The organism is Campylobacteraceae bacterium, from assembly GCA_013215945.1.
In the GTDB taxonomy this organism is placed as follows: Bacteria; Campylobacterota; Campylobacteria; order Campylobacterales; family Arcobacteraceae; genus NORP36.
Genome location: JABSOM010000011.1, coordinates 85,072 through 104,518, shown reverse-complemented (window position 1 = coordinate 104,518; position 19,447 = coordinate 85,072). Strand labels below are relative to the sequence as shown.

The following is a 19,447-nucleotide window of genomic DNA, read 5'->3' as shown; positions in this document are numbered from 1 at the left end:
TTATACTTTATTTTTAAAGAATTTTTAAACATATAAATTACCTTATAATTGTTTTTTATATTCATTATTATTCTCATTTGTAAAATATTTTCAAATAACATATTTTAAGCTAATTAACCTATAATAATAAAAAGAATTTTAGGAGAAAGAATGATTAAAAACTATTTAAAAAATACTCCCGATGAAAAAGGTTATTTTGGTAAATTTGGAGGTTCTTACCTTCCTCCTGTTTTAGAAGAGGCTTTTAAAGATATCAAAAGTGCTTATGAGCACTTAAAACATTCCCCTGCTTTTATTGAAGAACTTGCTTATGTAAGAAAACACTATCAAGGAAGACCTACTCCTATATCTTTTGCTAAAAATCTTACTAAAGAATGTAATGGTGCAAAAATTTATTTAAAAAGAGAAGATTTAAACCATACAGGCGCACATAAACTAAACCATTGTATGGCAGAAGTTATTTTAGCCAAACACTTAGGTAAGAAAAAAGTAATTGCAGAAACAGGAGCAGGACAGCATGGAGTTGCACTTGCAACGGCTGCTGCTTATTTTGGAATGGAATGTGAGATTCATATGGGTGAAGTTGATATGAAAAAAGAACATCCAAATGTTATAAGAATGCAGATTTTAGGTGCTAAAATAATTCCAGTATCTCATGGATTAAAAACACTTAAAGAAGCTGTTGATTCTGCTTTTGAATCCTATATAACACAAGCAGATACAGCCCTTTATTGTATTGGTTCAGTAGTAGGGCCTCATCCTTTTCCAATGATGGTTAGAGATTTTCAAAGTATTATTGGTTTTGAAGCAAGAGAGCAGTTCTTAAGTTTAGAAAATAAACTTCCTTCTCATGTTCTTGCTTGTGTGGGTGGAGGATCAAACGCCATGGGTATTTTTGCTGGTTTTATCCAAGATGAAGAAGTGCAATTAATAGGTGTTGAGCCTCTTGGAAAAGGAGAAAAACTAGGAGAGCACGCAGCCTCTTTAACTTATGGAGAAGAAGGAATTATGCATGGTTTTAACTCTATCATGTTAAAAGATCAAAAAGGAGATCCAGCTCCTGTTTATTCAATTGCTTCTGGAATTGATTATCCTTCAGTAGGTCCAGAACAAGCGTATTTAAAAGAATTAGGAAGAACCCAAGTAGCTCTTTGTAATGATGAGGAAGCTATAGCTGCTTTTTATAAACTCTCACAACTAGAAGGTATTATTCCAGCCCTAGAATCAGCTCACGCTGTTGCTTATGCTATGAAACTGGCTAAAAGCTTAGATAAAGATCAAAGTATTTTAATAAATCTAAGTGGTCGAGGGGATAAAGATATTGATTTTGTAGTTGAGAACTACCCTTTTGATTCTTTTAAACATTAATACACTTTTTTGTATTAATGTTTCTATTATTCGTATTTTTCATAAGCCTCGTATTTTTTGTAAAATATGCGTAATTCATTTAAATCCTTGTCATTTAATAAATAGACCTTTGAAAGAGAAGTTAATGACTTATAATGTTCATTCGACATTATTGAATCTATATTAGTAACATGAGTAAAGATAGTTTCTTCTCTTTTTTTATTCATCTTTTTACTTGAAAATCCCAATAAAGACAAATATATTTTTTGAGATTTTTCAAGAATTTTAATATTTTTTTTAAGTTGAGGATTAATTTCTAGTAAGATATCAAAATCATTTTTAGTTACAACAGAAACAATGTTTTTTTTAAAAAATGCTTGATAAATTAACTTTGAACGTTTTTTAAAATAAACACGTTTAGTAATTACTCTTAAATATGATTTATTATGTTCTTCATAAACAAGACTTTCAAACCATTTTTCAGCACTAAAAACGCCATCTCTAAAATTAACAGTATAGTTTTTTATGTTTTTTATACTTGCATTTGAATCTTTATGTGTAATTAAATAATATTGCTCATATTTTTCATTATTTATTCTAACCGTCCATTTTTTGGATATGTTTTTTTTTAGTCTCTGTTCTTCTTTAAAAAAGAATTCTGGGCTTAGAATTATTAATTCAATTTTTTCATTAAAAAAATCACTAATGATTTTTTTTTCACTTGAATAAGGAAGAATATGAATTTTTACATCACTGTATTTATTATTAAAGCTGCTTTCAATAACTTTTATTACTAAGTTTGAAAATTTTTCATCTTTAAAAAAAGTTTTTGTGCTCATAGCAATATTAAAATTAAGAACCTCAGATTCTAAGGAAGAAAAAAGAAATAATAAAAATAAAATATATTGCAAAATTATCCTTTAAATATTTTACATCATAACAATTATAAACTAAATTTCAGTTATTTTAAATCCAATAAACCTCTTTTGCATCAATACGTATATCAATAACAGAACCTGGCATAATTGAATTACATAAATACTCATCTTTTAATAAAGACAATTTTAAAGCAATGCCAGCAATGCTAAAATCAATCCAAAATTTTTCATCGTTTTTTTCTTTTCTTATAGAAGAAACCACTCCTTCTAAATAAGAAATATCCTTTTTAAAATATTCTTTGCTTTTATTTATTGTGATATTGTTGGAGTTTATCATTAACACTGAATCTCTTTTTTTCTTGGAAGAATTTGGAATAGTTAATTTTTGACCATCTAAAAAAACTTTAACCAAATTTCCTTCTTCATTTTTCTCCCAAGGAGCATAGAGTAAATTAATGCTGCCACTTTGCACCAGTTTTCCTTGAAATAAAGCAACCTTCATATCTGAGATATGGTTTAACCAATTATGATCATGACTGGATATTAAAACAGTGCTTTTATATTTTTCTTTTGCTAGTAATATTGCTTCTTTTATTAATTGGGCTGAATTTGTATCTACTCCTGCTGTTGGTTCATCAAGAATCAAAACCTTAGGTTTTAATACTAATCTTGCGGCAAGTGCAACTCTTTGGGCTTCACCACCTGAGAGTTCACTGTGTTTTCTTTTTGAAAAAGATTTATCCAAACCCACAAGAGATAGTGCATTGTTTACTTGTTCTTCTAAATTATCAAACTTTTTTCTGATTTTTAAACCATATGCTATGTTTTGGAAAACACTGCGTTTTAATAAATAAGGGTTTTGGGGTAAAATAACAATATCTTGTTTTGCATCTAGCCCCAATAAAGAAGAATCTAAACCATCAAAGGTTATTTCTCCTTTTGATGCTTTAGAAACAAAAGAAAGCAAAGAAAACAGTGTGGATTTTCCACTTCCATTGGGTCCTAAAAAACCAATAATTTGATTTTCTTCTAAAATCAATTCTTTTATATCTAATACTTTTTTACCCTCATAATAATGTTTGATATTTTTCAAATCATAGAGTGTTTTCATTGTGACCACTTCCTTTTTAGAACAGATAAAGCAATATTTACCATAAGTGCAAGACAAAATAAAACTAAACCAAGTGCTAAACCCGTTACAAACTCGCCCTTACCTGTTTCAAGTGCAATTGCTGTTGTTACTGTTCTTGTATGATATTTAATATTACCGCCCACCATCATAGAGATTCCAATTTCTGTAATTATTCTTCCATAAGCAGTAATTGCAGCTGTCATAATTCCAAACCTGGCTTCTATTAATGTAGCATTTAATATCTGTATAGGTTTTGCTCCTAAACCTTTTAATGACGTATATAAACGCTTATCCACAGATTCTACTTGAGCTGCTGTTAAAGCAATAATAATAGGCAAAGATAAAATCACCTGCCCAATAACAATAGCTTTTAAGGTAAAAAGTAAATTAAAATCTCCAAAAACACCATTTTTTGACAAAATAGTATATAAAATTAAACCAATGACAACAGTAGGCAAAGCCAATAAAGTGTCCACCATAGTTCTTAGTATTATCTTTCCTCGAAAAGAATAATAACCCAAAATAAAACCAAGAGGTAAACCAATAATTAAACTTATTAATAAAGCCAAAGAAGACACACTTATTGTTGCATAAATTGCTGAGTAAACGCTGTCATCTCCTTCGAGCAATAAGTGTATAGCTTCAGTAAAACCGTCTGTAAATAGATTCATTTTATCTTTTTCCAAATACTTTTAATTATTTGCATTGGGAATAAAAAGTGCTTGCCCCAATAACCTAAAATCGGCTATAAAACCTTGTATTTTGGAACTGTTAATCCAAAGCGTAAACTTTTTAGCAAGTTCTTCTTTTGCATTTGAACATTTTTGGGAATTAATACTAATAACACTGTATTGATTAATTAAGTCTTTTGAACCTTCAATAACTATTTTCATAGTATTATCACTTTTGTGTTGACTCATATACTTAATCCAAGTACCTCTATCGCTCATAGTGTATCCACCCATTTGTGAGCTCATATTAATAGTACTTAACATTCCTTGTCCTGTTTGCATATACCATTTTTGCGATTCAGGAACATTTTTAAGCGCTTTTTTCCATAAAGATATTTCTTTTTTATTTGTACCTGAATTATCTCCACGTGAAAAAAATGTCACTTCTTTTTCTTTAATTGTTTTTAGAGCCAAACTTATATTCATACCTGTGAGTTTTGCAGGATCATTTTTAGGTCCTATTAAAATAAAATCATTGTACATCACTTGTTTACGGTTTAAGCCATAGCCTTGTTTAATGAATTTTTTCTCAGATGCAGGGGCGTGTACAAATAAAATATCTACATCACAATTTTTTCCCATTCTAAGTGCTTTTCCAGTTCCCGTTGCTATCCATTTTAAGTTAATACTTGTATCTTTTTCAAACTTTGGTGCTAAATAATCTAAGAGACCTGTATTATCAGTACTAGTAGTAGTTGCCATCATCAAACTTTCTTTTGCATTTACATTTGTATTTAAAGAGAAAAGGATAGTAAGTGAAAGCACCCCATTAGTAATAACTTTTTTCATTTTTAGCCTTTTAATTAAATATATTTATTTGTTCATTAAGAAAAGAACAAGAAAAACGAATGATCTTAACACTTTTGTTTGCTAAAAAATGTTCACTGCTTGTATCAGAAACTAGAATTGCATTACTTTCCCCAAGCACAGAAATCATTCCTGAACCATATTTGTTTTTTTGGCTTACTGTGAATTCTGATTTTTCAAGCTTTCCTAAGACCAAATTTACGCGTCCTTTTTTTACATTAAACGCTTCTATATTTACAGCGCTTTCATAATCATGGTAAATATTATTGTTGCCTTGTAATTTATATAAAACCGGTAAAACAAATAAATGTAAATTAACCATAGCAGTAAGAGGATTACCTGGCAAACACATAACATAAGTAGAGTTTAGTTTTCCCATCATAATAGGACGACCAGGTTTTACATTCACTCCATGAAAAAATATCTCAAGTCCATTGTTTAAAAATGCTTGTCCCACAAAATCGGCATCTCCCATAGAAATACCCCCACTGGTAATAATTACATCATAAGATTTTAAATTCTTAATAAATTTTTCTGATTCTTCAAGATTATCAGGAATGACTCCGGTATATGTTGCAGAAAAACCTTTTTCTTTAAGCTGGCAAAGAAGAGCAAAAGAATTACAATTGTATATTTCATCTTCACTTGCATGCTCCCAAGGTTCTTTAATTTCATCCCCAGTTGAAACAATAGCAATACTCAATGTTTTAATAACTTTAATCATAATCATACCTTGAGAAGCTAGAACTGCGACCATTGAAGCAGTAATACTTTCCCCTTTTTTATACAAAATATTGCCAACTTTTTGTTCTTCACCTTTTAATCGTAAACAACTTCCTTTTTTTATTTCCTTTTTTATTTTTATGCTGTTATTTATTACAAGAACATCTTCAATGGGAACGATTGTATCTGCATCATTAGGAACTTTGGCCCCTGTCATTATTTTATAACATTCATTTTCTTTTAACTCTTTTTTACTGTTTTGTCCTGCAAAAATAGTTTCTTTTATTAAAAGAGTATTTGAAGCTTCACAAAATTTTATTGCAAAACCATCCATCGCAGAATTATTAAAAGAAGGCAGGTTTTTTTGACAAATAATATCTTGGGATATAACACGGCCTAAAGAATTTTCTAAAGAAATTATTTCTTCAAAGGTATTTATTTCTGCCATTTCTAAAGAAATTTTTATTGCTTCTTCAAAATCTAAATATTTTTTAATCATTTAAAACCTTTATTTGTCTATAAACTTTTGATATTATTTTACAAATATAATCAATATCTTCTTTGCTAAAAATACTTGTAAAAGAAAAACTAAGTGCTTGTCTGGATTCATTTTCGCTGTAGTACATTTCTTGCAGAATACGGGAAGGTTTCATTAATCCCAACGAACAACCTTCTCCATTAGAGGTAAAAATATCATATAAAGCGAGAGCACGTATAATTTCTCGTGCTTTTATATTTTTTAGTCCAAAATGCAGTGTATTCTCTAAACTTAAAGAAGGATCAACAAAAAAGAAAAAATCATCTTTTAATTCCTTTTTTAAAGCCTTGATAAACATGCTTTTGTTTTCTTTTTCATAAGAAAAAGCCTGTGTTTTGATAATATTTTGTAGAGATATGATATCAATTTCGCCAAGAACTTGTTTTTCTAATAAATCATTATGTAATAAAACAGAAGAACTGGCATATCCACTTAATTTATACGCATCCAAAACAGCTATATCGATATTTGTGCAGTCCAAAGTAGCAGAAATATTTCCTATAATTTTCGCTTTGCTTCTCTTTTTAACTTCTAATAAATCAACTTTTACATACGTATCCATAATGTAAGAAGAAACAAATATATAGGTATATTTATCTTTAATACTTTCATAATCAAGCTGCCCATTTTTATTAATATTAATAAAGTCTAAGTTAAATCCAAGTTTTTTATATGCGTAAGAAGCTTCTATCAACGCTTCACTTTCACCCAAAGAAACGGCAATATTCCCATCAAGTCCTAATAAAAAGCCAAGTAAACTCTCTTTGCTGAAATGCAAAGTATTTAAAGAAGAAAATGAAAATCTGTTTTTATACTCTTCCAATAAAACCTTTAGATTTTCATTATTAGAAAGTGCGGCCAGAGAATAAGAAGACGCAATATTTATATCTTTTAATACAGGATATTGTAAAACATTTAGTTTATACATGAGAATCCTTTTTACAAACGATGGAAGCTTTTTTATTTAAAAAAATCACATCAAATCGTTCTTGTGCATAAACATTAATTTCATCTTGTAGTATTTGATAGTTTTTAATAATTTCTTTTGCTTTAGGAGTTAGGGTAGTACCACCATTGTTTCTGCCTTTTTGAACAATAACTAATTCATCTTCAATATATTCTTGTAATATTTTAATATGTGACCAGGCTTTTTTATAATTCATTCCTAGAATTTTAGAAGCTGCTAAAATACTTCCTGTTTCATCGATATATTTTAAAATTTGAGTTTTACCGCCACCAAAAATAAGGTTTTGTTTTTCATCTTCTATCCATGTTTTAACTTTTATTTGCATGACCCAACTTCTTTCTAAAACAACCCAATTGACAATAAATCACGTCTACATCAGAGTTTTTCACCGTAGATCCAACTCTTCTTAAACTTGTACTTTGTGCTTCTTTCCATAAGGTTTTACAAGTAACTTGTGTATTGTTTTTATAATGTTGTTTAATATTTTTGTAAATATCTTCTTCATAGGTTTCAAAAGCAATTTTTCCAAACACACCTAACTCACAAGATGTGATTTTTATATTTTCATTTTTGCAAGTATCTGCCATTTTTATTGCTTTTATGCCAAGAAGTTTGGCAACTTTAAAAGCTTTTAAACAGCTCAAGCGTCCATTTTCATCCAAGTTATCTTGAAGTATAAGCATTTGTTTTGTATCCAAACTAGACATCTATTCTTCCTTGGTGAGTATACATATTCATTTTTTTACCTCTTGCAAAACCAATCATTGTGATACCATGTTTTTGCGCCGTTTGTACTCCTAAATACGTAGGTGCAGTACGTGAAACTATCATAGGAATTGCATGCATAACCGCTTTTGTAACCATTTCAGAACTTAAACGTCCAGAAACAAACAAAACAGATTTTGTGGTATCTAAACCTTGCATCATGCATTTACCTATGGCTTTATCAATAGCATTATGACGTCCTATATCTTCAGCAGTAACAGTAGTTCCATCCAGTAAATAAATCATTGCTTTATGCACACAACCTGTTAAGTTATACAGTTCACTGTCTTTGTAAAAAATCTTTATTTCATCAAGAATGGTTTGTGCTTTTATTTTAAAAGCGCTTTGGTTAAAAGGAATTTCTAAAAAGCCAGCAACATTTCCAGTAACTCCTCCTCCACAACCACTTGTTAAGGTTTTTTCTTTAAATAAATTCTGTATGGATTCTTGGTTAATATTGGCATTAACATCAACTCTTAAACCATCTTTACTTACACTTATTTCTTTAATATCTTTATAGGAAGAAATAACATTTTCACTCATTAAGTATCCAATAGCATGGGCATCTTGATCTTTTGGAATACACATCATGGAAATGGTTTTTTCTCCATTTAAATATAAATTCAATCTTACCTCATCAATAGTTACGTCTTCAAATTCTACGGCTTTATTTTCTATAAGTTTATCAATTATTACTGTTTTTAAATATTTACTGTTGTCCATATTTTTCCTTTAAACTACGTTCGCAAGATAGTTTATTGTGCAAATTTTGCATATTTAAAAGCTTTATTATGCATTTTTAGCATAATAAGAAACCAAAAGAAAAACACCTAAGTGTTTTTCTTTTCTTTATTTTATTAAGTCTTCTTCTTTAAGAACATCTGGTCTAAATTGTTCTATATACTCTCTAGGTAGTTTTCCTGTAATAACACCAGGCAGATAACCTTTTACCGATACAAAATACGAATACACTGTTTCAAATGTAAAGAACGAAATAATCGCAGATCCCATAAAATGAATAAATAAAATAAAACGCTTAAACTGAATCGTTTGGGCATGTGTTGCAGCATCAGGAGCCATAAACCAAATTAAGAATCCTGAAAGTACTAATAAAGCACCAAATGCTACATACATATAATAATTTATTCTATCCATCGCTTCGTATTTTCCACGTAAAAATATTTTATTCCATATTTTCACAGAGGGTCTGTAAAAAAACTTGTGATCTTTAAATGCAATTACCGTCATAATTAACCAAATAGGCATCCATCCTACTCCAACTATTTCATGAGATGCTCGCATAAACCTTGCAATATATCCTCCACCTGTCCAGTTTCCAAAAGTAATTGAAAAACCAGTAATGAATAAATAAATCATAATCACAATATTTAATAAAATTACCAAACGTTGAAAAACAGAATACACTTGTACCTTGTCATCATGTCTTGTAATCTTTGCTTGTTTTCTTCCTTTTGCAAGTATGAACATTCCTAAAAATAGAAAAAATTCTACTAAGAAAACAATGGGTAAAAGGTGTTGTCTTTCTTCAAAAGCTCTAATAACTTCAGGTGCAATTGCTCCATAATTAGGTCCATATAAAGCAACTTCCATTTGTTCTAAACGTGTAAGTTCCGATATGGGAATCACATTTCCAGAAATATCTCCTTGGGCTATCAGTATTAAAAACTTAAATACATAATCTAAGTTAGCAATAGTTGCTAGAAAAAAGTACCAATAAGTAAGAAGAGCAAATATAAAACCTATTATAATATAGGCTTTATACTCACTAAAAAAACTTTTAGTTTCCATACGCTTTATCCCAACCGTAAGGCATTGATTGTACTCCGTGACCAAAAGAGATTACTCGTTCTCTGTAAATATTAGCAACAGATTCAGCATCTCCTACTAATAAGGCTTTTGTTGAACACATAGATGCACATACAGGAACTTTTCCTTCTGCAATTCTATTTTGTCCATATAATTCTCTCTCATGTGCACTGTTTGTATCATCAGGACCACCTGCACACATAGTACATTTGTCCATTACACCTTTAGTACCAAAAGCTCCATTAGATGGAAATTGAGGTGCGCCAAAAGGGCAGGCATATAAACAATAAGAACAACCAATACATTTATCTTTATCATGTAAAACAATTCCATCATCTCTAATATAGAAACAATCAACTGGACACACCTCTTCACAAGGGGCATCTGTACAATGCATACAAGCTACAGATAAAGAAAATTCCATTCCTTGGATTCCCTCATTAACTGTAACAACTTTTCTTCTTGAAATTTCAACAGGTAACTCATGTGCTTCCGCACAAGCAACAGAACATCCATCACAATGGATACATCTGTTTTCGTCACAGTAAAATTTCATTCTGGCGAAATCAGGTTTCGTATTATCACTCATATTATCCTCCTAAGCGCTTTCAATTCGGCACAAGCCACCTTTTGTTTCAGGTATTTGAGTAACAATGTCATAACCGTAGTTAGTAACAGTATTAGCACTTTCCCCAATCGCATAAGGTGCTGTTCCTTCTGGATACTTATGAGAAAGATCCACACCTTCCATAACTCCTGCAAAATGAATAGGAATAAAAATTCTATCACTTGATACTGAGTGCGAATATTTCGCTTTGACTTTAATTTTAGTTCCTTGAGGGGAATGAATCCACATCATTGAACCATCTCTAATGCCATGCTCTGCCGCTAAATCAGGATTAATATCACAAAACATATCAGGACTTAATTTAGCAAGATATTTACTTGCTCTGTTTTCCATCCCTGCTCCATTTAGATTTACCAAGCGTCCAGTAACTAAGTTAATAGGAAATTTTTCAGCCCAATTTTCTTTTGTTTGCTCTGAGGTATATCTTGTATCTACTCTATAGTGATTCTTTTTATCTGCAAAACTTGGATACTTAGCAACAAGATCCGGTCTTGGAGAATGAAGAGGTTCTCTATGAAGTGGAATTGGATCAGCAAAGGTCCATACTTTGGCTCTTGCTTTCGCATTTCCATAAGGAGCCATTCCTTGTTCCATACATTTTTTAGCAATAATATTTGAAGTATCAACTTTCCAGTTTTTACCAATTGCTTTTTTCTCTGCTTCACTTAATTTAATACCTAAGACTTCTTCGATATTGTCTCTTGTGATTTCTGGGTATCCATCTTTATTTGCAGAGCCTTTAGGAGCAGATCCCACACCGGCTAATAAATCTTCGCCATCATGCTCAAGTCCAAATCTGTTTCTAAATCCCATTCCACCATCTTTAACAGATCTGTTAATATTGTATAAAATTGGGCTTCCAGAATGTGATTCAGTCCAACAAGGCCAAGGTAAACCGTAGTATTCGCCCTTCATAGGTCCATATCCACGTCCAGATACTTCATCAAACATATGCCAGTTCTCTTGGTGTGCTTTTAATCTTTTAGCAGTCCATCCTGTTAAACCAATAGTTTTAATGATTCTTGCAATTTCATCTGTTGCATCTTCTGGCCATTTAAAGTCTTTTTTATTTTCTTTTATCTTCATACCGGCAGTTAATTCATCATAAAATCCAAGTTCTTTTGCCAATAAAAACATAATGTCTTGATCCGTTTTAGATTCATACATAGGTTTTATAACTTCACTTCTCCACTGTGCTGCTCTATTAGTAGCAGTTACACTTCCAGAAGTTTCAAACTGCGTAGCAGCTGGTAAAATATAAACATCATTTTGTTTGTCTGTAATAATGGCACCTTCATTTACAAAAGGATCACAAAATACAGCCAATTCAAGATTGTCTAAAGCTTCTTTTACTTTTTTTGTTTGAGCAGTAGATGTAATTCCATTTCCCATAACAAAAATAGCTTTTAAATTTGTACCTGCATTATGAATAGCATCTTCGCCTGGATTTCCAGCTAGAACTCCTGACCACCAACGTGAAAGTGTAAACCCTTTTTTATTCATCCAAGAAGGATCTTTAAATCTTCCTTTTAACCATTCGTAATCAACACCCCATGATTTAGCAAAATATTTCCAAGAACCGTCACTTAAACCATAATATCCAGGTAAAGTATGTGATAAACAACACATATCAGTAGCCCCTTGAACATTATCATGACCTCTTAAAATATTAGTACCTCCACCTTCAATACCTAAATTTCCTAAAGCAAGTTGCAAAATAGGAGCAAGTCTAGTATTAGAAGAACCATTTGAATGTTGCGTTAATCCCATAGCCCAAATTAATGTTCCAGGAGAATTATTAGCATAAAGTTTTGTAATTTGTAAAATTAAAGAAGCATCAACACCCGTTACATCAGCAACTTTATCAAGTGGCCAATTTTTGGCTTCTTTCATTACATCTTTCATTCCATAAACACGATCGTTTATAAAACCTTCATCATGCCAACCATTTTCAAAAATAATATTTAACATTCCATACATAAAAGGAATATCAGTACCTGGTCTGATTTGTGCATAATAATCCGCTTTTGCAGCTGTTTTAGTAAACCTAGGATCTACTACAATTATTTTTGCATTATTTCTCTCTTTTGCTTTTAAAAAATGTTGGAATCCAACTGGGTGATTAACCGCAGGATTTGCTCCAAATATAATAATAGCTTTTGCGTTTTGTATATCCCCTAAAGAATTTGTCATAGCACCATAACCCCATGTATTTGCCACACCGGCAACTGTTGAGCTATGTCAAATTCTAGCTTGGTGATCTATATTATTTGTACCAAACATTGCAGCTAATTTTCTAAAATAATATGCTTGTTCTGTACCAAATTTTGCTGAGCCTAAAAACATTGTTGAATCAGGTCCCGATGTTTGTCTAAGATTTTCAAGTTTAGAGGCAATACCTTTCATTGCTTCATCCCAAGAAATTCTTTTCCATTTTCCATTTTGTTTTACCATTGGGTGCTTAAGTCTTACTTCTGATCGAACCATATCAATCATATCCGCACCCTTACAACAGTGACCACCAAGTGAAATTGGATGATCTTGGGCTACTTCTTGTCTAACCCACACTCCATTTTGAACTTCTGCTATTACTCCACACCCTACTGAACATGCGGTACAAATTGTTTTAATTAATTTGGACCCAGGAAAAGGATTTTTAATCTCTTCTTGTGTTGCAGCTCTTGTTGCGTTAGTACTAGCAAAAGAATTAGTAACTCCAAATGCTGCGGCAACGGCACTCATTTTTAAAAATGAACGTCTTCCCACTTTTGCATTTAGAGCTTCATATGTATTTGCTGACATACATTCTCTCCTATACTATTTTGCGAACTTGTAGAATTCTTCCCAAGCCGCTGTTTTCTTGTAGAGTATTTCTTTTTTTCTAGAACTACCTACAACAACACCATTATTATTAGCATCTTGAACCGATGCTCCCTTATTTGTAGCAGCCATAACTGTAGTACCTGCAACAGCAGCTCCAGCAGTAATCAATGCAGCAGTTTTTGCGAACTCTCTTCTGCTTTTTTGCATGACTGACCTCCTTATAGAAATTAAGCCCCTTCTTAGAGACTTTATAAAAAAAGCAAAACTTCTTTTATAAAGCCCCCTTTAAAAAGCTTAAATATCTACTTCTACATCATAAGCAATGTCTTTTGTTTCTTCTTCATCTTTTGGATTTTTTTCTCTTAATGCTTTATTACGTGCGCGTCTTTTTATTTCATCTTCGCTTAAGATTTTTTCACTTGGTGCTACTTTTCTAAATTTTGCTTTTCTTATATGAATAGAGACATCTAAATATAAGCGTTCAAATTCTAAAAAAGAATGTAAAACAACCATCAGCTCTTTATAAATAAGAGCATTTTCATGTTCATATATATCTTTAGCAAGATCATCAATAAATTCATTTAAAATAGATTCAAAAATACAATGCACTGTATTTTCATATTCTTTTTGACCTTGAGCAATTTCATTGCTTAAAAAAGCCAAAGCTGAAAAAATAAAACCAATGGAGTCTTCATATTCAAAATAAGATTTTTCATCTCTTCTTATTTTTGTTTTGGCAATAAATTGAATCATTTCAACTCTTTTTTTACCCGATTCAACCCCTTCATCATAATAAGAAGCCGTTTGTCTTATTTTTTTACTCATAGGAGAATGAAATAAATCATCAAATTCTTGTAACAATGTAATATTAGAACTTGGATCTAATAAAAGAGATATATTCTCTAAAGCACTTCCTGAACCCTTATCAATTGGATTTTCTTTTAAAGTATTCACTAAAGATAAAAGTTCAAAATAATTTTTACTTTCTTTTGATGCCACAAAAAAGTTGGCAAATAAATTGTAATAAAGCGCTCTTGCTTTATTAATACTGTTATTGTTTTGCATGGGATGCTCCTTTATTTTTATCATAGAAGCTTTGCATCATGATTTTTGGTTTACAATCTGTACAGCAGTATAAACTTCTCTCTTTTACTGGATCGTGGGCAAATTTAGGTCCCATAATTGCAGCTATTTTTTCAACTGATTTAACGGTTGCGAAATCAACCCCACATTCAACACAAGCAAAGAGTTCATCTTGAGCAAGAATACTTTCTTTAAACCAAGCAGGTTGTAGTTTAATGACATCTCTCTCAATTGTTAAACAATCACTCTCAGGACAGGAAACTTCACAATAACCACAAGAAGTACATAAAGAAGGATTAATTCTTAATGTATTATCACTGGCATCTGCTTGAAGGGCATCTACATTACAAGAGCCCACACATACTAAACATAAAGTACAATTATCAGCATTTACTTTTACTTGTCCATAATGCACATGCTCACCGGTGGTAACTTCACCTAAGTCCTCATTTCCTACAATATGTGAAAGTCTAATAGCAAAGAGTTCTCTTTTTCTTCCCTCATCTTCATTAAACGTAAAACGTGAACCTTCTACAAATTGTACTTCTTCTAAGGCTTTTTTCAATTCATCTTTAGTAGAAGCTAATAAAACAGCATCTAAGCCGTATTTTTTTTGATAAATTTGATTTAATATAGAAATGGAATCTTTTGTTCCTTTTGATAAAATTGAAGTATAAAAAACTACTTGTGAACCTGATTCTTGTAACAGTGTTAAAAGAGTTCCTTCATGCAAAAACTTTTCTCCATCAATTACAAAAGGAAGAACATTTTCTTTTAAATCAACATCCAAGGTATCTATTTCCATAATTTGAGGTAAGATTAAAGGAATATGGCCTTTAAAAAACTTTGCCATTTCGAAAATAGAATCTCTTCCACTTGGTGCATATTCCAAAGCGCCTGAAGGACATACAGAGATACAACCTCCACAGCCTTTACAATCAATTTGTGAAAAACTCAAGGTTTTAGTAGCATCGTCTTTAGTAATTGCAACGGTAGGACAAACATCTTCACACTTTGAGCATATTTCTTCTCTTCGTCCATCGTATTGACAAATCGTTTTATCATAAATAGTGTATTTTTTATATTCATAAAAATTTATATTTTCACGTAAATTTGCCAAAACATCGTCAATGGAGCTCTCCTTTGGATCTTGAGTACCACTTTGATTTAAAGCAATTTGTAAAGCATCAAACCATACAATTTGATCCACTTGTATTTCAACATTTTTTCCATCATCATCAACAGTGACACTTAAGTTTCCAATATGACCTGTTATTTTTTTAATAATATTTGCAGGAACATGAAATAAATCAAATTCATCGGGTAAGGATTTTTTTAAGAATTCCCTTTTTTCTTCATCACTACAAACCAATAAAACCTTATTAGCTACATCTTGGCTATATAACATCTCTTTTGATAAATCAAAACGAGAAGCTGATATGTCATAGAGTTTTTCAATATTCTTAATTTTTTGTGCAATTTTATCTTTTGAATGATTGATGTAATAATCAATTTCGAAAGCTATGTGTTGTGCATGTATATCTTTTGAATTGGATACAATAAAATCTTCATCTTCTATTTCTTTATTGGAATTAGTTACTAAAATATTAGAAGAGAGAGGAAAATCAAGTTCTTTGTCTGCATAATAAACATATTCATACATCTTTGGCCTTTTGGTAAAATATTATTTACCTATTTTAAACTGTATTAACTTTCGTTTTACTTAAATAGTTAAAAATATTTTACCAAACTAAGAAGAAGTGTTACCTTTTGCTCAAGTGTGTTATAATTTAATAAAATGAGGTCTGCGTGTTTAAATATTTATTTATTGCTATTGCTTTTATCCTTTTACTTTATATTGGTTTTAGAGACAAGGTCTATAATAATAAAATCATTCTCTTTGGTGCATCTGTACCTCAAACAGGAATCATGAAAGCTTGGGGCTCTGCAGTATATACAGGTGCCAGTTCTTATTTTTTTTATGTCAATGATAATAATTTATTAGAAAACAAAGAAATACAACTTATTACCTATGACGATAAATATGAACCCGAACTTACAAAAGAAAATCTAAGCCGCTTAATTGAAGAAGATCATGTTTTTTCTTTATTTGGTTTTGTAGGCACCCCTACGGTTAAAAGCATTTTACCTATTTTGGAAAAAGAAAACATTCCTTTTATTGCGCCTTTTACAGGCGCTTCTTTTTTAAGAGATACGTATAAAGCTAATATTGTAAATTATCGCGCCTCCTATAAAGAAGAAATAGAAAATTTGATTGAGTATTTATACAAAAAAAAGAAAATCACTAAAATTGCTGTTTTTTATCAAAATGATGATTATGGAGAAGAAGGTTATGTTTCTTTATTGGAAGCTTTGGAGAAAAGAAAATTAAAACTTAATTCAGAAGGTACTTATAAAAGAAATACTTTATCCATTAAACATGCTTTTTATGAAATAAAAAAAGGAAAACCAGAGGCAATTATTATGGTTGGTGCCTATAAAGCAAATGCTTTGTTTATTAAAAAAGCAAAAAAAGATCCTGTTTTTAAAGATACCATCTTTTGTAATATATCTTTTGGTGATGCCAATGAAATGATAAAAGAATTAAACTACGAAAGTGAAAATTTACTTTTTTCTTCTGTTGTTCCTTATTATGGAAGTGCGAATATTTCAGTTATTAATGAATATAAAAAATTAATGTTTAAATATTTTCCAAAACAAGACTTGGGTTTTGTATCATTAGAGAGTTTTTTAGCAGCTAAAGCAATAGTTAGGGCCTTACAAAATATAAAAGGAAGCATAACACGAAGCAGTTTTTTAGAGCAATTAAAAACCCTACCCAAAGGTTTTTTAGAAGGTTTACCAAACGATTATAAAGACACACAGATTCAAAATAACCTCTACTTATACGAGTACAAAAATAATAGCTTCAAAGAGATACTCTAATGCAGATAAATAAGCTATTTAACTTTTATGAGAAAATACCCTTTTCTTATAAAACATCTTTTTTAATTTTTGTTATTGCGGGGGGAATGTTTACTATTATTCTTTTATCTCAGATATCCATGTATGCTTTAAAAAATGATTTCGATTTTTTATTTGAAAAAAGAACCAAACCCATTATAAAACTAGAAATAATTAAAGATACTTTTGCTATTAACATTTATGATACCTTATACGATGTACAGCACAAGAATATCACCATTGCTCAATCAAGAGACGTTATTGTATTAGGACAACAGCTTATTAATAAGAATTGGTTATCTTATAAAAAAACATCCTTAATCAAAAGTGAAGACTCCTTTTTTATAACTGAGCTGATTAAAAAACTTGCACTTAATACAAGAGCAACACATAATGAAAAACTACAACACAATATCATTAAAAATATTGATAGGAAAATTGTACTAATTAATCAAAAAATAAATACTATTTATATTTTATTTTCACAAAAAAATAAAGATGAAGCTATATTATTAATTGATAAAATTAACTTTGATATAAATTCTATTAATATTTATTTGACCAATTTAACCAATTATGATTTAAATTTAGCCATTGATGAAAAAATACAAACACAAGAAGTATTTAATATACTAAGTAATATTCTAAATATATCCATTTTTTTGGTTTTTTTATTCTGCATTTTACTCTCAATAATAATTATTAATAATTTTAGAATCTCACACTATATATTAGAAGCAGCCATAGAAGATAAAACAAAAGAGTTACTAAAACTAAATGATACCTTGGCCAATAAAGTTAAAACAGAAGTACTTAACTCAAGAAAAAAAGACATTATTATGTTTCAACAAGCAAAACTAGCTTCTTTAGGAGAAATGATTTCTAATATTGCACATCAATGGAGACAACCACTAAGTTCTATTTTAATGATTGTTCAATCCTTTCAAGTAAAAATGTCTTTAGGTAAACTCACGCAAGAGTATATGGATGAAAAAGTAAACGATGCCATACTATTGTCACAAAACATGTCAAATACCCTAGAAGACTTCCAAAACTACTTTAAACCCAATAAAGAAAAGTCTTTATTTCAAATTTCAGACTGTATTAATCACTCACTTAGTTTAGCAAAGTATATTTTAGATCAAGAAAAAATAGTAGTAAGTTTAATAATTAAAGAAGAATTATCTACTTATGGTTTTTACAATGAACTCTCACATGTACTTTTAAATATGATTTCTAACTCAAAAGATGCATTAAAAAACAAATCAAATAATAAATTAATCAAAATCGTATTAAAATGTCAAAACAATTTTATAGTAATAAAAATATACGATAATGGTGGAGGCATCAAACAAGAAGCTTTACCTCATATTTTTGATCCGTATTACACTACTAAATATAAAAGTGCAGGAACAGGAATAGGATTGTATATGTCAAAACAAATAATTGAAAAACATATGAATGGTAATATAAAGTGCAAAAATGTTTATTATAATATTAATAAAACTATTTTTGAAGACTGTGCACTTTTTATTATAGCCATTCCAATAGTAAAGGCAAAAGATGAATAGAAATTTAAACATATTAAATCAATTTAATATTTTATATATAGAAGATGATAAAAGTTTATTAAAACACACAAAAGATATTTTAGATGATTTTGCAAAAGAAGTATATGCCGTTAATACGTCCCTTGAAGCACTAGAGATAATTAATTATTATACTGTAGATATTATTATTTGTGATATTCTTTTAGAAAATGAAAATGGTATTGATTTTTTAAAAGATTTACAAGAAAACAAAAAAATATTTATACCTTCAATTTTGGCAACAGCACATACAGATACGAAGTACTTATTAGAAGCCATTAAACTAAAAATTGATCATTACATTGTAAAACCCATTAATGTAAAAGAGTTATTAAATACCTTACATGATATTTTATTACCACAAATTCAAGAAAAAGAACTCAGAAAAAACATTAATGTAATAAAAACCATTTCAGCAATTACCGATTCAAAACAAGTAGAAATCATTAAATATATGATTGCTAACTTGGATGATAAAAATCAGCTTTTTACTTCTTATTCTGAAATTATGGAAAAAATATCTGTTTCCAAACCAACCTTGATCAAATTATTTAAAGATTTATCTGCTAAAAATATTTTAAATAAAACAGCACACAAAACATATTTTTTTGATGAAGAAGCACTTAATTCTTTAGAAAGATGATA

20 protein-coding genes are annotated in these 19,447 nt (G+C 30.0%); 4 read left to right on the top strand and 16 right to left on the bottom strand.

The window, feature by feature from the left end:
• Window positions 1-150 precede the first annotated feature (150 nt).
• Window positions 151-1,368 (top strand): tryptophan synthase subunit beta, encoded by a 1,218-nt coding sequence (gene trpB / locus HRT41_12075; protein NQY24759.1) that lies wholly within the window; start codon window positions 151-153, stop codon window positions 1,366-1,368.
• A 26-nt stretch (window positions 1,369-1,394) separates the two neighbouring features.
• Here the strand turns inward: trpB and HRT41_12070 are convergent, their stop codons facing one another.
• The 16 genes from HRT41_12070 to HRT41_11995 form a co-directional block, all read right to left on the bottom strand.
• Entirely contained in the window at window positions 1,395-2,258 is an 864-nt protein-coding gene (locus tag HRT41_12070; protein ID NQY24758.1) for a hypothetical protein, read from the bottom strand.
• A gap of 55 nt (window positions 2,259-2,313) precedes the next feature.
• The gene (locus HRT41_12065) at window positions 2,314-3,336 is read right to left on the bottom strand and encodes an energy-coupling factor ABC transporter ATP-binding protein (GenBank protein NQY24757.1); all 1,023 of its coding nucleotides are present in this window, start codon (window positions 3,334-3,336) and stop codon (window positions 2,314-2,316) included.
• Complete coding sequence (locus tag HRT41_12060; GenBank protein ID NQY24756.1) at window positions 3,333-4,028, bottom strand: ABC transporter permease; 696 nt, start codon at window positions 4,026-4,028, stop codon at window positions 3,333-3,335. Before HRT41_12060 ends, HRT41_12065 begins: the two co-directional genes overlap by 4 nt.
• 21 nt (window positions 4,029-4,049) lie before the next feature.
• Window positions 4,050-4,877, bottom strand: a complete 828-nt coding sequence (locus HRT41_12055) for a substrate-binding domain-containing protein (protein NQY24755.1) — start codon at window positions 4,875-4,877, stop codon at window positions 4,050-4,052.
• Window positions 4,878-4,887: 10 nt separating this feature from the next.
• Window positions 4,888-6,114 (bottom strand): molybdopterin molybdotransferase MoeA, encoded by a 1,227-nt coding sequence (locus HRT41_12050; protein NQY24754.1) that lies wholly within the window; start codon window positions 6,112-6,114, stop codon window positions 4,888-4,890.
• Window positions 6,110-7,084, bottom strand: coding sequence for a cysteine desulfurase (locus tag HRT41_12045; GenBank protein ID NQY24753.1), 975 nt, complete (start codon window positions 7,082-7,084; stop codon window positions 6,110-6,112). The genes HRT41_12050 and HRT41_12045 overlap by 5 nt, the downstream gene beginning before the upstream one ends.
• Window positions 7,077-7,448 (bottom strand): LysR family transcriptional regulator, encoded by a 372-nt coding sequence (locus tag HRT41_12040; protein ID NQY24752.1) that lies wholly within the window; start codon window positions 7,446-7,448, stop codon window positions 7,077-7,079. Before HRT41_12040 ends, HRT41_12045 begins: the two co-directional genes overlap by 8 nt.
• Complete coding sequence (locus tag HRT41_12035) at window positions 7,432-7,830, bottom strand: ModE family transcriptional regulator (protein ID NQY24751.1); 399 nt, start codon at window positions 7,828-7,830, stop codon at window positions 7,432-7,434. The genes HRT41_12040 and HRT41_12035 overlap by 17 nt, the downstream gene beginning before the upstream one ends.
• A complete protein-coding gene (gene fdhD, locus HRT41_12030) occupies window positions 7,823-8,611 on the bottom strand; it encodes a formate dehydrogenase accessory sulfurtransferase FdhD (protein ID NQY24750.1) in 789 nt (262 codons plus the stop codon). Before fdhD ends, HRT41_12035 begins: the two co-directional genes overlap by 8 nt.
• Window positions 8,612-8,737: 126 nt before the next feature.
• Entirely contained in the window at window positions 8,738-9,499 is a 762-nt protein-coding gene (locus HRT41_12025) for a cytochrome b/b6 domain-containing protein (GenBank protein ID NQY24749.1), read from the bottom strand.
• A gap of 187 nt (window positions 9,500-9,686) precedes the next feature.
• Window positions 9,687-10,304, bottom strand: coding sequence for a 4Fe-4S dicluster domain-containing protein (locus HRT41_12020; GenBank protein ID NQY24748.1), 618 nt, complete (start codon window positions 10,302-10,304; stop codon window positions 9,687-9,689).
• Between the two features lie 9 nt (window positions 10,305-10,313).
• A complete protein-coding gene (locus tag HRT41_12015; protein ID NQY24747.1) occupies window positions 10,314-12,536 on the bottom strand; it encodes a formate dehydrogenase subunit alpha in 2,223 nt (740 codons plus the stop codon).
• Window positions 12,537-12,584: 48 nt separating this feature from the next.
• Window positions 12,585-13,145 (bottom strand): molybdopterin-dependent oxidoreductase, encoded by a 561-nt coding sequence (locus tag HRT41_12010; GenBank protein NQY24746.1) that lies wholly within the window; start codon window positions 13,143-13,145, stop codon window positions 12,585-12,587.
• Between the two features lie 15 nt (window positions 13,146-13,160).
• A complete protein-coding gene (locus HRT41_12005) occupies window positions 13,161-13,373 on the bottom strand; it encodes a Tat pathway signal protein (GenBank protein ID NQY24745.1) in 213 nt (70 codons plus the stop codon).
• A gap of 87 nt (window positions 13,374-13,460) precedes the next feature.
• On the bottom strand, window positions 13,461-14,231 hold the full coding sequence (locus HRT41_12000; protein ID NQY24744.1) for a molecular chaperone TorD family protein: 771 nt from the start codon (window positions 14,229-14,231) through the stop codon (window positions 13,461-13,463).
• Window positions 14,218-15,912 (bottom strand): 4Fe-4S binding protein, encoded by a 1,695-nt coding sequence (locus HRT41_11995; protein ID NQY24743.1) that lies wholly within the window; start codon window positions 15,910-15,912, stop codon window positions 14,218-14,220. The genes HRT41_12000 and HRT41_11995 overlap by 14 nt, the downstream gene beginning before the upstream one ends.
• A gap of 146 nt (window positions 15,913-16,058) precedes the next feature.
• Between HRT41_11995 and HRT41_11990 the strand changes: the two genes are divergently transcribed.
• The 3 genes from HRT41_11990 to HRT41_11980 are packed head-to-tail and all read left to right on the top strand — an operon-like array spanning window position 16,059 to window position 19,445.
• Window positions 16,059-17,195 (top strand): ABC transporter substrate-binding protein, encoded by a 1,137-nt coding sequence (locus tag HRT41_11990; protein NQY24742.1) that lies wholly within the window; start codon window positions 16,059-16,061, stop codon window positions 17,193-17,195.
• The gene (locus HRT41_11985) at window positions 17,195-18,784 is read left to right on the top strand and encodes a HAMP domain-containing histidine kinase (GenBank protein NQY24741.1); all 1,590 of its coding nucleotides are present in this window, start codon (window positions 17,195-17,197) and stop codon (window positions 18,782-18,784) included. Before HRT41_11990 ends, HRT41_11985 begins: the two co-directional genes overlap by 1 nt.
• On the top strand, window positions 18,777-19,445 hold the full coding sequence (locus HRT41_11980) for a response regulator (protein NQY24740.1): 669 nt from the start codon (window positions 18,777-18,779) through the stop codon (window positions 19,443-19,445). The genes HRT41_11985 and HRT41_11980 overlap by 8 nt, the downstream gene beginning before the upstream one ends.
• The last annotated feature ends 2 nt before the right edge of the window (window positions 19,446-19,447 follow it).

Bases quoted from the DNA above. Each gene is read 5' to 3' on its own strand.
- trpB (NQY24759.1), top strand. From the start codon at position 151: ATGATTAAAAACTATTTAAAAAATACTCCCGATGAAAAAGGTTATTTT.
- HRT41_12065 (NQY24757.1), bottom strand. From the start codon at position 3,336: ATGAAAACACTCTATGATTTGAAAAATATCAAACATTATTATGAGGGT.
- HRT41_12060 (NQY24756.1), bottom strand. From the start codon at position 4,028: ATGAATCTATTTACAGACGGTTTTACTGAAGCTATACACTTATTGCTC.
- HRT41_12055 (NQY24755.1), bottom strand. From the start codon at position 4,877: ATGAAAAAAGTTATTACTAATGGGGTGCTTTCACTTACTATCCTTTTC.
- HRT41_12045 (NQY24753.1), bottom strand. From the start codon at position 7,084: ATGTATAAACTAAATGTTTTACAATATCCTGTATTAAAAGATATAAAT.
- HRT41_12040 (NQY24752.1), bottom strand. From the start codon at position 7,448: ATGCAAATAAAAGTTAAAACATGGATAGAAGATGAAAAACAAAACCTT.
- HRT41_12035 (NQY24751.1), bottom strand. From the start codon at position 7,830: ATGTCTAGTTTGGATACAAAACAAATGCTTATACTTCAAGATAACTTG.
- fdhD (NQY24750.1), bottom strand. From the start codon at position 8,611: ATGGACAACAGTAAATATTTAAAAACAGTAATAATTGATAAACTTATA.
- HRT41_12025 (NQY24749.1), bottom strand. From the start codon at position 9,499: ATGGAAGTTGCTTTATATGGACCTAATTATGGAGCAATTGCACCTGAA.
- HRT41_12020 (NQY24748.1), bottom strand. From the start codon at position 10,304: ATGAGTGATAATACGAAACCTGATTTCGCCAGAATGAAATTTTACTGT.
- HRT41_12015 (NQY24747.1), bottom strand. From the start codon at position 12,536: ATGACAAATTCTTTAGGGGATATACAAAACGCAAAAGCTATTATTATA.
- HRT41_12010 (NQY24746.1), bottom strand. From the start codon at position 13,145: ATGTCAGCAAATACATATGAAGCTCTAAATGCAAAAGTGGGAAGACGT.
- HRT41_12005 (NQY24745.1), bottom strand. From the start codon at position 13,373: ATGCAAAAAAGCAGAAGAGAGTTCGCAAAAACTGCTGCATTGATTACT.
- HRT41_12000 (NQY24744.1), bottom strand. From the start codon at position 14,231: ATGCAAAACAATAACAGTATTAATAAAGCAAGAGCGCTTTATTACAAT.
- HRT41_11995 (NQY24743.1), bottom strand. From the start codon at position 15,912: ATGTATGAATATGTTTATTATGCAGACAAAGAACTTGATTTTCCTCTC.
- HRT41_11985 (NQY24741.1), top strand. From the start codon at position 17,195: ATGCAGATAAATAAGCTATTTAACTTTTATGAGAAAATACCCTTTTCT.
- HRT41_11980 (NQY24740.1), top strand. From the start codon at position 18,777: ATGAATAGAAATTTAAACATATTAAATCAATTTAATATTTTATATATA.